This window comes from Methylobacterium sp. E-005, from assembly GCF_022829725.1.
Lineage (GTDB): Bacteria > Pseudomonadota > Alphaproteobacteria > Rhizobiales > Beijerinckiaceae > Methylobacterium.
The window spans coordinates 51,060-66,586 of the sequence record NZ_JAKSYG010000093.1; the positions used below are offsets into that span (position 1 = coordinate 51,060).

Genomic DNA, 15,527 nt, shown 5'->3' on the forward strand with positions numbered 1-15,527 from the left:
TCACATGCCGCGGTTCATCATCCGCTTCTTCATCATGCGGCGCTTCATCATTTGCTTCCGCATCATGCGCTTCTTCATCATCATCCGGTCGCCGTGCATCATGCGGACCTGGGTGACGCCGCTCTCGGACTGGAGGCCGTTGACGGACATCGGGGCGGCGCTGGCCGAACCGGCCGCGAGGGCGACGCCGCCAAGGGCGGTCAAGGCGACGAGGGCGAGATTGAAATTTTTCATGCAAGATTTCCTGTAGTGCTGAATGACTTATTCAACCTTCGTCACAACAAATATTTTCCGGCATTGTTCCGATATATAGAATCCCATCATTTGATGGTTATTGGCCATCTGGACAGACGATAGCGTGTACGAAAGGAAAGCCTTCGGCACGAATATTATCAGGTCGTTTGACGGCGGTACGATATCGGCTCAAGTTAAGTTTCAAATATAATTATTGGCGGTTAGGATGCCGCGCACAGCCGGCCAAGCCATCGAAACAGGCCAAGATCCTCGTCGCACATCTCGTCGCCGCCAATTGCCTTCTTGCTAGCGGTGTTGGGATTGGCCTGAGGGATGTGCTCGGTGTCAGATCCTGATGCGCCGGCTGGCTTGCTTTAGGATGCAATCCGACGCCGAGAGCCGAGGACGGTCCGTCCCGGGGGGCGAGGCCATGCCCGATCTCGACGATTTCGGCGGCGGCTTCCTCAGGTTGTATTTTGACCTTACCTAGGCCGGCCACCAGGCGCCGATCGACGAGCACTGTCTGGGGCCGGCATCGCTCGCCGAGACCGTGTCCAGCGCCGACGACCATCAACGCGTCACGGGCGAGGGCGACCATGACGCTAAGAACCGGACAGACAGCTTTCGACCAGCTTCAGTCGTACAGAAGTTGCTCGCTCAACGTCCGCTTCCGAGCATCGCGGCGCAAAGCCGGATTGACTGGGTCGGGTCGTCAGGAGGCTGTCCGCTTTTCCAGCGGGTCTGCTCCGAAGCGGACCAGCTGCTTTCGGCCAGAGTACGCCATGCTGGATCGCAGTCGCGCGTAAAACCGGACGTTCGGCTTTGCGCCCAATTCCGCCATTCAGAAGCGTCTGCCGACATCTCCGAAGCGGACATCGACGCGGAGCGAGTCAGATGTCACAGTTACGTCGCTTCCGAACCTTCATCCGAGCCAGCGGATGCTCGCTCGTGCCCTGACGGTTATAGCGGATGCGGGAGCCAACCGGGCCTGCGGCAGCCTCGATGCGTGGGCCAGGCATGAGCGACACGTCGCTTGTTCAGTTCGATGCCCGATCTCAGTTACAGCCCCATGGCCACTCAGTTCGACGTCATCATCATAGGCGGAGGTGCCGCCGGCATCGGCGCCGCGAGACGGCTCGCGGTCCACGGCGCATCGGCCTTGCTGCTGGAAGCCTCCTCGCGTCTTGGAGGCCGTGCGTACACGCAGAATCTCGGAGGTTATCAGCTCGACCTCGGCTGCGAGTGGCTCCACTCGGGCGACCGCAACGCGTGGGTCGGCATCGCCGAGGCATCGGGCTTCCCGGTCGACCGCAGCGATCCGCCGTGGTCGAAGGCGCATCCCTCCATTGCCGAGGATAAGGACGACCAGGAGGCGGCGTGGAGGGCCTACGGCGCCTGGGAGAAACGGCTCCGTGCCGTCGCGAGGGGCAGCGACAGGGCAAGCGATGCCCTGGAGCCCGGGGGTGAGTGGAACGCCTACGTGCGGGCCATCGCCGGCTTCATGAGCGGCATGGCGCCGGAGGTGATCTCCGCGACCGATTACCTGGCCTACGACGATGCCTCGACGGGTAAGAACTGGAACCTGCCGCTCGGCTACGGCACGCTCGTCGCCGCCAGCCTCCCTCCCTCGACAGCCCTGCGGCTCGCCACCCCCGCCGAGCGGATCGACCTAACGGCGGACGGCGTCGCGGTCACCACGCGCGCCGGCACCGTCCGCGCCAAGGCCGCCGTCCTCACGGTCTCGACCGCAGTCCTGGCCGGCGACGCGATCTGCCTGCCGCCGGGAACCGAGCCCTGGCGCGAGGCGGCCGCCGCCCTGCCACTCGGGCGCAACGAGAAAGTCTTCTTTGAGATCGGGCGCGACGCCGCGTTCGAGCCGGGCTCGCACGCTTACGGCAACCTACGCGACGCGCGGTCCGCGGCCTATTCGATCCGGCCCAACGGCTGGCCGGTCATCGAGGCATTCCTCGGCGGCGACGGCGCCCGCATTCTGGAAGTGGAAGGGCCGGCCCCCGGTTTCGCCCACGCAACGACCGAGCTGGTCGCCCTGTTCGGCAGCGACGTAGCGTCGGCCCTCCGCCCGCTCGCGGCGACCTCGTGGAGCCGGATGGCGTCCATCGGCGGCGCCTACAGTTGCGCCCTGCCAGGCCAATCCCAGACGCGTGCACGGCTGGCCCGGCCCTTCGACTTCACTACGGCTCATGGGGCTCATGACAGCGGGCACAGGGGCGCGGACGAGATCATGGCAGCGCTTCGGCACAGACAGGGGAAAGCGGCCTGACGGAAGCCCGGCAGCATCCGTATGGTCGCAGGCACCGGAAGATCCGAGGCTGACCTCCGACGCTCTCGGACACCATCGCGCGACGAGCGCGTTGAACACGCTCTTGCGTTGGAAGTCGGTGCGACAGGGCAGCCCTAAGACCGACGCCTCCGACCCGCGTCTCAGGATGCAGACCCCGTCCACGCAGTACGCGCAGCCGCCGCTCAACGACCAACCGCAGGCAGGCGTCGGGCCTCGCCTGCGGTGGGCCTTCCTATAAGCTCGGCGCGATAGGAATTTCGCACGTGCGATCCAGCGCCAGAAGAGCTGTTTCACTTGCTCAGGCGGGTCTTCCCTCGACCTTGGCATAGGTCCCGGAGGACACCTGCTCGGCGAGCTGTGCCTTGAAGTCCGCAATGCCGAGGACCTGCACCAGGTTTCCGCTGTCGTCGAGGAACTCGTAGAGCGCGTCCTCGATGTTGCGGTTGCTAAAAAACACGATGGCGTCCTCATCGCCGCCGCCCTCCATGTGAGGCTCGCCGTTGGCAGCACCGGAGACGTAGCTTCCGGTCGGACGGACCTCCTTCATCTCCCCGTTCTCGCGGTAGAACCGAAGCTCGCCCTGCATCACCAGGGTGACGTAGGGGCACTTGTGCCGATGGAGCATCACCTTCTGGTTGGCCGCGAACTTGAACACGACGTCGACGATGCGGCTCTCCTCGTCGACCTTGTAGACGAAGAAAGCGATGTGCGGGAGCCAGTCCAGCGTCCGCCAGGTGATGTTGCCCTCATCGAAAGCATAGTTCGGCATCGGTTGTCCTCCATTTATTATTGTTGTTTGGGGCCGGACGTGCTTGGCGCATGTGCTCCGGCCCCGTCCGGGGTGGTCAGCCGTGCGGCTTGAACACGACCTTGGTGCAGTTGTCCTTCTTGTCCCGGAACATGTCGTACAGCGCCGGGCCATCCTCCAGGTTCGTGGAACGATGGCTGATGATGAAGGACGGATCGATGTCGCCGTTCTGGATGCGCTCCATCAGCGGCTTCATGTATCGGACCATGTGGGTCTGGCCGGTCTTCAGGGTCAGGCCCTTGTTCATCAGGACGCCGAGGGCGACGGGACCGACCGGCCCCGCGAAGACGCCCGGCATCGAGACGTTTCCGCCCGGACGGCAAGCCAGGATTGCCTGGTTCAGGGCGAAGGGACGCTCCAAGCTGACGGTGTGCTCCATGATGGCGGAGGACACCTTCTGGAGGGTGGTGTCGGCCCCGTGCGACTCCATGCCGACCGCCTCGATGACCGAATCCGGACCCAGGCCATGGGTCATCTCCATCAGCGTGTCTTGGACGTTCTCGGTCGACAGGTCGATGGTCTCGGCGCCGGCCTCGCGGGCCAGGGCGAGGCGCTCGGGGACGCTGTCGATGGCGATGACGCGCTTTGCGCCCAGCATCAGGCAGCACTTCACCGCGAGCACGCCGACCGGGCCGCAGCCCCAGATGGCGACGGTGTCCTCCGGGCCGATGTCGCAGTGCTCGGCGGCCTGGTAGGCCGTCGGGAAGATGTCGCTGAGGAACAGAACCTGCTCGTCACTGAGACCCTCGGGGACCACGATGGGGCCGACGTCGGCGTAGGGCACCCGCAGGTACTCGGCCTGGCCGCCGGCGAACCCCCCGGTGATGTGCGAGAAGCCGAACAGGCCGGCCAGGGGGTAGCCGTAGGTCTCGGCCTGGAGCTTGCCGTTCGGGTTGGTGCGCTCGCAGCAACTCCAGTTGCCCCACTTGCACTGCCGGCACTCGCCGCAGCAGATGGTGAAGGGCACCACGATGCGGTCGCCGACCTTGAGCTTCCGGTTGTCGCGCCCGACCTCGATGACCTCGCCCATCGTCTCGTGCCCAAGGACGTCGCCGCACTCCATCGTCGGCATGAACCCGCCCATGAGATGGAGGTCGGATCCACAGATCGCGCAGACGGTCACCTTGATGATGACGTCACGGCCGTGCTCGATCTTCGGGTCCGCCACGGTCTCGCACGAGATCTTGCCTCGGCTCTGCCATGTGAGTGCTTTCATCCGGCGACGCTCCTGGTTCGGGGTGTGCCGACAGGATGACCCCCACCGCTACCACCAAGGAGGTAATGTCCGACGCGCTTGCCTGATCCGGATGGGGGCGAAACTTCTCCACCTCCGGATGACCGCTGCGGAGCACTGGGATTTTTCTTCCAGTGGAGGAAATCTGAAGCTTTGGTACCCCGCTGCCGGGGCTGCTTTCGACCCAGGCCGTGTCAAAACTCGGAGAATGGGCGTCTGCCGTCAGGTGACGTCCCGGTCGTGCGAGAACGGGCCTTCCATCGCTTGGAGCAAGCTTTTGTGGTCGAGCGACGATCCGTTTGAGTGAAGGCGCCTTTGGACGGTCTTTCGGCCCCTAAGTGAGCGATCCGAGGCTTTCGCTCAGGCAGGGATCGCTGCCAAGAGCTTCCGGCTTTCCAGGATGTTGAGAACCCGCGTCAGATTGTACGCCAGGACCTGGAGTGCCATCTCGGTCGAGACGCGCGGCAAGGTCTTGGTCAAGAAGTGCCTCGCCCCCATCCGCGCCTTCAGCGTGCCGAAGGTGTCCTCGACCGTCTCGCGCCGGACCTGCATGGCCAGCGGATCGCCGTCCAACCGGCGCTGCACGGCCTCCAGCACGGCCTCGTGCTCTTACCGGGTCACCCGGCGCTCCTTGCCTGTCGTGCAGGCTCCCTTCATGGCGCAGGCCGAGCAGACATTCGTCCAGTACCGATGCAGCGTCAGGCCATTTTCCACTGAGGTGTGCCGATAGCACAGCGTCTGACCCGCTGGACACAGGTAGGTGTTGTCCTGACAACGGTAGAGGAAGTCTTCGCTGCCGAAGCGTCCAGTGGCCTTGGCACCCGAGTTCATCGGGCGGGGCAGCGTCACAGCGATGCCTGCACGTTCGCAGGCCAGGATCTGTTCACTGGAATAGTAACCCCGGTCAGCCACCGCATCGAGTGTATCCGCTTCCAGAGCCTGCTTGGCCCGCGCGGCCATGCCGCTGAGCTGCGCCCGGTCCGAGCCGGCATTGTTGACCGCGTGTGCGACGATCAGATGATGCTCGGTCTCGACCGCCACCTTGACGTTGTAGCCCACCACGCCCGATCCACGCCCGCTGGTGGCTATCGATCGCGCATCGGGATCGGTCAGCGAGACCTGCCGGTCGGGCGCCGCCTTCTTCTGCTCCTCCAGTCTAGCACATCGATGCCGTCAGGGGGCGTCCACCCCTACGCTTTTGGCTTGCTGGACAGCATCCATTGTGAGGACGCAGATGCAGTTCGCCATGTTCCACAGGTGCGGGTTGTGCGGCGCACCGGGCACCGGGGATTTGGCCGAGGAGATGTCGAGCATCTCGTAGATCCTTTCGTGCGCCGCGTCTCGGCAGAAGCCCCCCGCACTCCCGGGCGCAGCTCGGTCGATGGCGGCTACCGGGCACGCACACGAACGGGCACCGACTTCGCGGCCGGTACTTTGCTGCGCTCGGCGTGATGCCACAGCGGGATCAGAGGGTTGCACTCGGGGTAGTAGCCGCCGAGGCAGCCCTCCGGGATGTCGTAGGCCAGCACTCGAAAGCCCGTGACCTCACGCTCGACGCCGTCGTTCGCGGCCCCAACGAGATCGACGGTCTGCGCGTCGCGCAAGCCTAGGCGCTTGATGTCGGCCCGGTTCATGAACAGCACCATCCGCGTGCCCTTCACGCCGCGGAACCGGTCGTTGTAGCCGTAGATCGTGGTGTTGAACTGATCGTTGGAGCGCATGGTGATGAGCCGCATCACCTTCGGGTCGTCCTGCTCGGTGTCGGGATTGGCCGAGAGGCCACGCGGCGTGACGAAGTTCGCCCGGCCGGTCTCGGTCTTCCACTGCCGCTCGGCGGCGGGGATCGGCCGACGGAAGCCGCCCGGCGTCCACATCCGCGCGTTGAAGTCTTGGAACTCATTCGGGTAGGTCGCCTCGATGGCATCGCGCACGCTGGCGTAATCCCCGCCCCAGCGATCCCAGTCGATGTAATGGTTGACCGGCAGTGTGGCCTTCGCGATTTCAGCGACGATGCGCGGCTCGGACAGGAGGTGCGGGCTCGCTGGCTCGGCGTACCCTTTCGAACCGTGGATGCAGGCGGTCGAATCCTCCATCGTCACCGTCTGCCGACCTCCGGGCTGGCGGTCGATCTCGATGCGGCCGAGACAGGGAAGGATGTAGGCGATTTCGCCGTGAACGAGGTGATTACGGTTGAGCTTGGTCGAGATCTGAACCGTGAGGCGTAACTTCCTCCAGGCCGCCTCCATCATCGCCGTCTCGGGCACGGCGCGGATGAAATTGCCGCCGAGAGCCACGAACGCTCGGATCGAGCCGGCGATGATCGCCTCACAGGCCTCGACCGTGTTGAGCCCCGTCTCCTTCGGCGGATCGAAGCCGTAGAGGGTTTTGAGCTTGTCGTAGGGGACGAGCTCAGGCTTTTCGGTGATGCCGACCGTGCGCTGGCCCTGGACGTTGGAATGGCCACGCACCGGGCAGATGCCGGCGCCGGGACGGCCGATGTTGCCGCGCAGCAGCAGGAGGTTGACGAGTACCTGCACAGTCTCGACGCCCATGCGGTGCTGGGTCAGGCCCATGCCGTAGATGCCGATCGCGGCCTTGGATTCGGCATAGGTCCGGGCCACCTGTTCCAGCGCGGCGCGCGTCAGGCCGGAGTGGCGCTCCAGCTCGTCCCAGCCCTTTCCACGTACGGAAGCGGCGAAAGCTTCGAAGCCTTCGGTGTGCTCGGCGATGAACGCGACGTCGATCAGGCGCGGACGGCCGGTCTCGCGCGCCGCGTCGTCGGCTTCGAGCAGCGCCTTGCAGATCCCGTAGATCGCCCCGAGATCGCCGCCCGCCTTGACCTGAAGGTACTGTGACGAAATCCGCGTCTCGGACCGCGTCAGCATCTCCAGAGGGGCCTGCGGGTTAGTGAAGCTTTCCAGCCCGCGCTCACGGAACGGGTTGAATGTGATAATCGGCACCCCGCGCTTGCTCGCCTCCTGCAGCGGGTGAAGCATCCGGGGCGCGTTCGAGCCTGGGTTCTGACCGAAGAACAGGATGCAGTCGGTATGCTCGAAATCGTCCAGCAGCACCGTGCCGACCGTCGATCCGATACTCTCGGGTAACGCGACCGACGTCGATTCATGGCACATATTGGAGGAGTCGGGCAGGTTGTTGTTCCCGTACAGACGCGCCATGAGGCCCCACATGTACGAGGCTTCCAGGGACGCTCGACCGGAGGCGTAGAATACGGTCGCCTTTGGCTCGACCGCCCTGAGTTCGGCGCCGATTTCACGGAACGCCGCCTCCCAAGACACGGGGACGTACTTGTCGCTAGCGGCATCCCAACGCATCGGTTCGGTGAGACGCCCCTCTTCCTCGAGATCGTAGTCGCGCCACGTCTCTAGTTCGGTCACGGTATGTTTCGAGAAGAAGTCCGCGGTGATCCGCTTGCGGGTCACCTCCCAGGCTGTGGCCTTTGCGCCGTTCTCGCAATACTCGAACATCGCGGGCTTGGCCGGTTTCGCCCAGGCGCAGCTTACGCACATGAAGCCATCGGGCTTGTTCTGGTGCATCAGCATCGAGGCGCCCGACAGCGGGATCTGCTCGCGGAGCAGGATCTCGGTGAGGGATTTCGCCGAACCCCAGCCGCCGGCAGGACTGTCATAGGGCTTGATCGTGATAGGATCTGCCATGCCGATCTCCGAGAATGTGCGCAGAATCGATAATCAAGCCGGTTATTTTCCGCGTATAGCGTCTTAAAAGCTTGATGCTGGAGCGATGGTAGCGAATATTTATTACGGTTCAGCTCTGTGTGGCGCAGAATACGAGCGAGACGGATCCAGCCCGACCCTCGCGCGCAGGGGTATGACATCGAACGACAGAGCTTGGTGAGGGACAGAATGCGTCGGAACGCCGTGCAGGCGCGCCCAGCGGTCCCCCGTTGTTGAACGGTGCAGCCAGGGACCAGCGGCGCGCAAAGAAAGGAACTTGGTGATCGAAACCTTATAAGGCGAATTACCGCGGATGATACACAAATCTACCCTTCCGTGACGTTTCGACACAATAATGTAAGATAGTTTTTATTTACAACATGATTTTTTAATTTCACGCGTTCTCGGGTTATATAATCTGAGCGCCTGCTGGAGAGCGGCATTAATTTTTGTCGCGGTTACGAGCCATTGCTATCTTGGCGCATCCGTGCTGCCGTGCCGATTTGCTGACCGGTTTGTCCTTACCGATGGCGAGTATGAATGGGTTTCGCCAGACCTGCTGCGTAGACCTGTCGTCGAACCGGCCTCGGCCTCTTGGCGCGCCTACTTCCGCAAACTCTGCCGCATCCACTTCGTGGCATTTTCCAGGGTATCGAACACGTCCGCTTTTTTGCAAACCTTCTCCGTAGCGGACAGACGGCTTTCGGCCACTTCCAGCTTCGTTGGCCGGCGCCTTGATCGGCTGAGTTGGGGGGCTTTCAGACGGTCTGCTTCGGGGCGGCAATGCATGGAAGCGGACACCGCTCCCGCGCCCGGTGACGACCCTTCTCGGACGGCCATGCAGATGCCATCGGAGGTCCGCATCCAAACAAGAGCAGGTGTTCAACGGATCTCAGTACCACCATTGGAGACTTGAGCGGGTCTAAACCCTCCCCATTCGCAGTCTCGCAACCGCGCTGCTGACTTGCACGAGACGTAGGAAGCGTCTCACGTCGGTGGCTCGATCAGGCATACGCAGTCCAGACATAGGCGTCAGGTTCGCTTAAGTGACTGGACTGAGGTTGCCGTCTACGTTGATCGAGGTTCCGGTCACGTAGCCCGCGAGGTCGGAAGCGAGGAAGCAGGCCACATTGGCGAACTCCTCCGCTGTTCCGACACGGCCGAGGGGGATGTTGCGCGCCATGTCCGCCAGGAACGCTGCATAGGGCTGATCGTCGTTCTTGCCGGCATGGCGGCGGACCCATTGGTCGCTGTCGATCAGTCCGACGTGCAGGGCGTTCACGAGGATGCCGTGCGGTGCGCCTTCGCCCGCAAGTACCTTGGACAGCGCCAGTCCCGCCGCCCGTGAGACTGACGTCGGGGCCGATCCTGCCTTGGGCGCTTTGGCTGCGGTGTTGAGCACGTTGATGATCCGTCCCCAACGGCGCTCGACCATCCCGGGCCACACCAGTCGCGCGAGCCGGATCGCCGCAAACAGCTTGAGGTCGAGGTCGGCCTGCCAGACGGCATCGGTGATCGATGCGAAGGCGACGGTCTGGGAGACGCCTGCGTTGTTCACGAGGATGTCGACGCGTCCTAGCGTCTCCATGACGTCGTGGTAGGCGCGCTCCACCTCAGCTGCCTGCGAGACGTCGCAGGCCACCACGTGAACCCGACCGCGCGCGATCGGCTCCACAAGCTGCTGTGCCTCTGCAAGTCCCTCTGGCCGGCGTGCAAGCAAGGCGACATCCGCGCCACTGCTGGCCATGCGCGTAGCGATGGCCAAGCCGAGCCCCTTGCTTCCCCCCGTGATGAGGGCGACGCGTCCGTCTAGCGTCACATCCATAAGTTCTCTCCCGTGGATCGGTCGGTGTCCGGTCGCAGGTTCTCAGACTGACACGGCGTCCCGCCTGCCCGCGTCGTAACGCTCCTGCGAGGTGAGCACCTCCTCTATGTGGGTCTCTGCCCACACGCGCAGGGCGTCGACGGTGGCCGCGAGCGTCCGCCCCAATGGCGTGATGCTGTACTCGACCGTGACCGGCACGGTCGCGACCGCCCTGCGACTGACCAGCCCGTCCCGCTCCAGGCTCTTCAAGGTCTGCGACAGCATCTTCTGCGACAGGCCATCGATCGCCCGGCGCAGTTGGTTGAACCGCACAGGGCCGTCGGTCAGCAATCCCAGCACCAGCACCGCCCACTTATCGGCCACGCGATCCAGCACCATCCGGGTTGGGCAGGCCGAGGCGTATGCGTTCCAGGCGGGCATGTCGGTTTCCCTCGGGTAACTTAGTGCGCAGCAGGTGCCTTCTTTACGCCTGCTCGCACTTGCTGCACCAGGTACCTATTCGAAACCACAGTAGGGTACCACTATGAACGTCGCTCTCATCGGAGCCACCGGCAACGCCGGTTCGCGCATCCTCGCCGAACTCGCTCGGCGCGGGCACGCCGTCACCGCTATCGCGCGCAGCGCGGATAGGGTTGCAGCGCTGCCAGGCGTGACGGCAAAAGCGGGTGACGTCTTCGACCAGGAGGGTCTCGCGGCTTTACTCAAGGGGCATGATGCGGTGATCAGCTCCGTGCACTTCACCGCGAGCGACCCGCGCAAGCTGATCGAGGCGGTGCGGGCCTCGGGCGCGCAGCGCTATCTCGTGGTCGGTGGTGCCGGCAGCCTGGAGGTCGCCCCGGGCGTGAAGGTGATTGACACCCCAGACTTCCCGGCCGAGTACAAGGCGGAGGCCGCGGCCGGAGGCGTGTTTCTCGACCTGCTACGCGGCGAGACCCAGTTAGATTGGACGTTCCTATCGCCGTCCGCGATGTTCGTCCCCGGTGAGCGGACCGGCCGGTTCCGCCTCGGCACGGATCAACTCCTCGCCAATGAACAGGGCAGCAGCATCTCGTTCGAGGATTACGCCATCGCCCTCGTCGACGAGTTGGAGAAGCCGGAACACTCACGCGCTCGGTTTACGGTCGGCTATTGAGCGCCATCGCTCGGCGGTCCGATCCTGGCCGCCGGTATCAACATCGAGCGCATGCGCATGTGCTCGATCACACCGCCCCAACGCGGGTGCGCCCGAGATCGCTCTGACGACATCAACGAGCAACACCCCAACCGCCAGCACACCGGCGTCACGCAGGAGCATGCAATGGCAGATGGAATGGACAAGAAGCCGTCCCTGACGGTCGACCGCCGCGGCTTCGTGAAGTTCGCCGGCGCTGCCGCGGCGGCGGTCAGTGCACCGGCAGCTGCGGCAGTCAGTACATCGGCCGCCGCCGCGGGTCAAAGCGCCGAGACGATGCGCGCCGCGCCCCAGCCTGCGATGTCGCCTTCTTCCGATAAGAACACGTCCGACATCCTCGTCGACACGCTGATCACCTGGGGTGCCACCCACGTGTTCGGCATCGTCGGCGATGGCATCAACCCGATCGTCGAGGCGCTGCGCAAGCGGCAGGACAAGATCGCCTTCGTCAGCGTACGCCACGAGGAGGCCGCCGCTTTCATGGCCGGTGGCATGGCTAAGCACGGCGGCCGCCTCGGCGTCTGTCTCGCCACGACGGGACCAGGTGCCGCGCATCTGGTGAACGGCCTCTACGACGCCGCCTATGACAACGCCCCGGTGGTCGCGATTACCGGCACGACCTTCCACGATATGGAGGGGATGCGGTTCATGCAGAGCGTCGACACCGTCAAGCTGATGCAGGACGTCGCCCTGCTCGACGAGCGTATCACGGGCCCGGACAACGCGCTGATGCTCGTCAACCGGGCCTGTCGCACCGCGTTGGCGAACCGGGGCGTCGTCCACCTCACGATCGCCAAGGACGTGCAGCAACAGACGATCGCAGCCGACAAGGCCTCGTCGGCGAGCGCCGGCGGACGTACCGCGTCCTCCTGGGCGCCCCCGATGGGCACGCCGCCAGCCGATCAGCTCAGGGCTGCCGCCGAGACGATCAACGCCGGGCGGCGCGTCGCGATCATGGCCGGTCAAGGCTGTGCCCGCGCCGTGCCGCAGCTGCGGAAGCTCTCCGACACGCTCGGCGCACCGATCGCCAAGGCCTACCTTGCGAAGGCTCTGATGCCCGACGACGATCCGCTCACGACCGGCGGCGTCGGCCACCTCGGCACGGCACCGTCGCAGTGGGCGATGGAGAACTGTGACACGGTGCTGATCCTCGGCACCACGATGCCGTGGGTCGACTCGTATCCGAAGCCCGGGCAGGCTCGCGGGGTGCAGATCGACATCAAGGCGGACCACATCGGGCTGAAGTACCCGGTCGAGGTCGGGCTGACCGGCGACATGGGCGCGACCCTCGATGCTCTACTGCCCATGCTCCAGGCCAAGGGTGATCGCAGCTTTCTGACGGAGGCACAGCGGCGCAAGCGTGACTGGCGCAATCTGCTCGACCAATTAGAGGCGACGCAGAAGGGCCCACGGTTGCGGCCCCAGACGGCGGTCCGCGTTCTGAGCGATCTCGCGCCGGCGAACGCGCTGTTCAGTATGGATTGCGGCGCCAACACCCACTTCGCCGCCCGCCACATCCAGATCCGGCAGGGTCAGGGTTGGACGGGCTCGGGCACGCTGGTGACGATGGCTTCAGCGCTGCCACTCGCGATCGCCGGCGCTTTCGCCCACCCGGGTCGGACCTCGATCGCCCTGGCGGGTGACGGTGGCCTGTCCATGCTGATGGCCGAGCTGTCGACGGCGGTGATGAACCGCCTCGACGTTAAGGTGATGGTGCTCAACAACGACGCCTACGGCCAGGTGAAGGCCGAGCAGCGTGAGCTGGGCGTGCCGGAGTACGGCTGCGCGCTCGGCCACATCGACTTCGCCGCCTGTGCCGAGGGGATGGGCGCGCGCGGCTTCCGGGCAGCGAGCGTTGCCGAGCTGCGCCCGGCCGTGCAAGCGTGGCTCGCGACGTCCGGACCGGCCCTGATCGATGTGCAGGTCGACGCCGGGGAAGAGAGCCAGCGGCCCGATAAGGTCGTGGCCTAGGAGACTGAACGACGGTGCCGCGAGAGAGCGACCGTGGCACCTCCACGCCGCGTGGCGTGGTCCATAAGGGGGACGAGATCGATCCGACGAAGGTCGGCGATCCGTCCGCGCCTGCCTGGACGGAGGCCGACGCAGCGGTGCTCGCGGAGGCGGACTATGCGGCAGACCGATACGCCGCATGGATCCGCCTCGCCTCGGCCGCCGCGATCGGACTGGTGCTGTTCGGTGCCATCCAACTGACCCAGCCGACCTGGAACAGCCAGCTCGTCGTCGTCGTGCTAGGCGAACTGTCGATCGCCTGTGGCGCCGTCTACCTGACCCAGATCCGATGGTTCAGCGCGGCCGTGCCATGGGTTTTGTCGGCCTTCGACGCGGGGTTCCTGTTCGGTGTCGGCTGGTTCAACCCGTGGTTCGAGCGGCTGCCGCAGGGTTACCGCGCCGCGCTCGTCTCGCCTTCCCTCGCGTTTCTCCTGATTGCGCTGGCCGCAGTGCGCCCCCGCGCCAGCACGATCCTGGTTCAAACCGCTTCGATGGCGGTCAGCGTAGCTCTGGTGCTGTGGTGGCCGCTGCGGGCGGTCGGCACGCTGGCGCCCCAGAGCGAGAGTTTCGAGCGGCTGTTCTCGGACGAGTCGAACCTGTTCCGCCTGTCCATCGTGATCCTGACCGGGGCAGTCCTCGCCGCAGGTGCGTACCGATCGCGCGCGACGTTGATGACCGCGATCCGCACAGCTCGCGAGCGGACAGCCCTGCAGCGCTTCGTGCCGGCGGAACTCGACGTGATCCTCGCCTCGTCAGAACTCCAGGCGTTACGGCGAGGTGACCGACACCGCATCGTCGCCCTGTTCATGGATATCCGTGGCTTCACACAGCTATCGGAAGGCGCCGATCCGACCGAGGTCGTCGCGCTGTTGAATGCGTTCCGCGCCCGAGCAGAGCGGGTGATGACGCGCCACGGTGGGGTGATCGACAAGTTCATCGGCGACGCGATCCTCGTGGTGTTCGGGATCGTGGAGGCCGAGCCCGATGATGCGGTCCGCTGCCTAGACGCGATCGATGACATCGTGGCGGAGATGCGAGCGTGGAATGCGGAGCGCGCTCGTGACGGTCAGGACAGCGTGCGCATCGGGATCGGCGCCCATCTGGGCGACGCATTCGTCGGTGCCCTCGGCAGCGAGCACCGCCTGGAGTTCACCGTGATCGGCGACGTGGTCAACGTCGCGCAGCGCTTGGAAGCGCTGACGCGATCGATCCCGGCTGAGGCGATCGTCTCGGAGGCGTTGTTCACCGCCGGTCGGACTGCGGGAAGCAGTCCTGGTCTCTGGCAGCCGTTGCCCGAGGCTACACTGAAGGGACGCGTGTCCCCAATCGGCATCTTGGCATTGCGCAGTTCGGGATACCAGGCACGATGACTCGACGGCGCAACAGCTACTGTTTCCCTCGGTCGGCCTTATACGGACGAGATCTTCTGTTGGACTGCTTCGAGGCACCTGCCGACATTCGAGGGCTCAAGCGCCAGGGGCCGCTTTCCACCCCGAGCCGAAGTTATCGGACGGCCGAAGAATGACCGCTATGGGGAAGCTTCAACTGCTGCCCCAATGACCGGGTTGGGTCGGAAGCGGAATGGCCGGTTGGGGTGTATTTCCTCCAATTCACTTCCAGATGGTGGAAGCATCGAAGCGGACGCAGCTTTCCCGGCAGCTAGTAGCTCTTACGTGATGCTCGGACAGCCTGCCTCGCCTCAGTTCGGTGCGACTGAATCAGCGGATGCACCGCCAAGGCCAATGCAATCAACCAGCCGACGCAGCTTGCGTTGAAGACGAGGATCAGCCTGCGGTTCGGATCACCCCGGCAAAAAGCGATGAGGGTCGGCAGCGCGAATAGCGTCGCAATGAGCAAGCAAGTGCATCCGACCGCTACAATAAGACCGGCGTTGGAACTCACCTCAGTACTCCTCGGCCAACATGACGGTGAGCACACGAGTCGTGATCGCCGGGTCGGCCGGATCGGGCGAGGCGAAGCGCTGACCGAGGTCGGAGCAGTCGATCTTCCAGAAGCAACGGTAGCCGGCGACCGTGACGCCGCCAAAGTCGTGTTCGCCATGCGGGTCATTGTCCGCGTCGAAACCGTCGAAGCCGCGCACCGCCGCCAGGAGCGCGGCGCGGGCCACGCTCGGCAGCGCTGCGACCCCGGTAGTCATCATGATGCGACCGCCAGAGAAGCTCTGGCGGAAGGCATCGTTGAGATCGCGTACCCGGTGCGGATGCCCGGTTGCGGACGAGGCAGTCACGGA

The 15,527-nt window shown here is 64.7% G+C and carries 12 protein-coding genes and 1 pseudogene; 4 read left to right on the top strand and 9 right to left on the bottom strand.

Translation table 11 applies throughout. The features are described 5' to 3' along the window. On the bottom strand, window positions 1-234 hold the full coding sequence (locus tag MKK88_RS10590) for a hypothetical protein (RefSeq protein WP_230366499.1): 234 nt from the start codon (window positions 232-234) through the stop codon (window positions 1-3). Between the two features lie 1,069 nt (window positions 235-1,303). On the opposite strand from MKK88_RS10590, the gene MKK88_RS10595 reads away from it, so the two are divergent. Beyond that, window positions 1,304-2,515, top strand: coding sequence for a flavin monoamine oxidase family protein (locus MKK88_RS10595; protein WP_243999551.1), 1,212 nt, complete (start codon window positions 1,304-1,306; stop codon window positions 2,513-2,515). A 319-nt stretch (window positions 2,516-2,834) separates the two neighbouring features. Here the strand turns inward: MKK88_RS10595 and MKK88_RS10600 are convergent, their stop codons facing one another. From MKK88_RS10600 to MKK88_RS10630, 7 genes and pseudogenes are all read right to left on the bottom strand, one after another. After that, window positions 2,835-3,305 (bottom strand): regulator, encoded by a 471-nt coding sequence (locus tag MKK88_RS10600; RefSeq protein ID WP_243999430.1) that lies wholly within the window; start codon window positions 3,303-3,305, stop codon window positions 2,835-2,837. A gap of 76 nt (window positions 3,306-3,381) precedes the next feature. Beyond that, complete coding sequence (locus MKK88_RS10605; protein WP_243999432.1) at window positions 3,382-4,560, bottom strand: zinc-dependent alcohol dehydrogenase; 1,179 nt, start codon at window positions 4,558-4,560, stop codon at window positions 3,382-3,384. A gap of 378 nt (window positions 4,561-4,938) precedes the next feature. Continuing rightward, window positions 4,939-5,733: pseudogene (locus MKK88_RS10610) on the bottom strand (transposase); the annotation flags it as partial. Between the two features lie 18 nt (window positions 5,734-5,751). After that, a complete protein-coding gene (locus MKK88_RS10615) occupies window positions 5,752-5,892 on the bottom strand; it encodes a hypothetical protein (RefSeq protein WP_243999434.1) in 141 nt (46 codons plus the stop codon). A 74-nt stretch (window positions 5,893-5,966) separates the two neighbouring features. Continuing rightward, on the bottom strand, window positions 5,967-8,252 hold the full coding sequence (locus MKK88_RS10620) for an FdhF/YdeP family oxidoreductase (RefSeq protein ID WP_243999436.1): 2,286 nt from the start codon (window positions 8,250-8,252) through the stop codon (window positions 5,967-5,969). A gap of 1,060 nt (window positions 8,253-9,312) precedes the next feature. Next, window positions 9,313-10,095, bottom strand: a complete 783-nt coding sequence (locus MKK88_RS10625) for an SDR family oxidoreductase (RefSeq protein ID WP_243999438.1) — start codon at window positions 10,093-10,095, stop codon at window positions 9,313-9,315. 42 nt (window positions 10,096-10,137) lie between these two features. Beyond that, window positions 10,138-10,515, bottom strand: coding sequence for a winged helix-turn-helix transcriptional regulator (locus MKK88_RS10630; protein WP_243999440.1), 378 nt, complete (start codon window positions 10,513-10,515; stop codon window positions 10,138-10,140). Between the two features lie 103 nt (window positions 10,516-10,618). Between MKK88_RS10630 and MKK88_RS10635 the strand changes: the two genes are divergently transcribed. From MKK88_RS10635 to MKK88_RS34080, 3 genes are all read left to right on the top strand, one after another. Continuing rightward, window positions 10,619-11,227 (top strand): NAD(P)-dependent oxidoreductase, encoded by a 609-nt coding sequence (locus MKK88_RS10635; RefSeq protein ID WP_243999442.1) that lies wholly within the window; start codon window positions 10,619-10,621, stop codon window positions 11,225-11,227. Between the two features lie 165 nt (window positions 11,228-11,392). After that, entirely contained in the window at window positions 11,393-13,237 is a 1,845-nt protein-coding gene (locus tag MKK88_RS10640) for a thiamine pyrophosphate-binding protein (RefSeq protein WP_243999444.1), read from the top strand. Window positions 13,238-13,251: 14 nt separating this feature from the next. Then, window positions 13,252-14,646, top strand: coding sequence for an adenylate/guanylate cyclase domain-containing protein (locus tag MKK88_RS34080; protein ID WP_243999446.1), 1,395 nt, complete (start codon window positions 13,252-13,254; stop codon window positions 14,644-14,646). Window positions 14,647-15,179: 533 nt separating this feature from the next. On the opposite strand, the gene MKK88_RS10650 is transcribed toward MKK88_RS34080, so the two are convergent. Then, complete coding sequence (locus tag MKK88_RS10650; protein WP_243999448.1) at window positions 15,180-15,524, bottom strand: DUF3768 domain-containing protein; 345 nt, start codon at window positions 15,522-15,524, stop codon at window positions 15,180-15,182. Between the last annotated feature and the right edge of the window lie 3 nt (window positions 15,525-15,527).

Coding starts and splice junctions, on each gene's coding strand:
- MKK88_RS10635 (WP_243999442.1), top strand. CDS start 10,619: ATGAACGTCGCTCTCATCGGAGCCACCGGCAACGCCGGTTCGCGCATC.
- MKK88_RS10625 (WP_243999438.1), bottom strand. CDS start 10,095: ATGGATGTGACGCTAGACGGACGCGTCGCCCTCATCACGGGGGGAAGC.
- MKK88_RS10620 (WP_243999436.1), bottom strand. CDS start 8,252: ATGGCAGATCCTATCACGATCAAGCCCTATGACAGTCCTGCCGGCGGC.
- MKK88_RS10605 (WP_243999432.1), bottom strand. CDS start 4,560: ATGAAAGCACTCACATGGCAGAGCCGAGGCAAGATCTCGTGCGAGACC.
- MKK88_RS10600 (WP_243999430.1), bottom strand. CDS start 3,305: ATGCCGAACTATGCTTTCGATGAGGGCAACATCACCTGGCGGACGCTG.
- MKK88_RS10640 (WP_243999444.1), top strand. CDS start 11,393: ATGGCAGATGGAATGGACAAGAAGCCGTCCCTGACGGTCGACCGCCGC.
- MKK88_RS10615 (WP_243999434.1), bottom strand. CDS start 5,892: ATGCTCGACATCTCCTCGGCCAAATCCCCGGTGCCCGGTGCGCCGCAC.
- MKK88_RS10595 (WP_243999551.1), top strand. CDS start 1,304: ATGGCCACTCAGTTCGACGTCATCATCATAGGCGGAGGTGCCGCCGGC.
- MKK88_RS10630 (WP_243999440.1), bottom strand. CDS start 10,515: ATGCCCGCCTGGAACGCATACGCCTCGGCCTGCCCAACCCGGATGGTG.
- MKK88_RS10590 (WP_230366499.1), bottom strand. CDS start 234: ATGAAAAATTTCAATCTCGCCCTCGTCGCCTTGACCGCCCTTGGCGGC.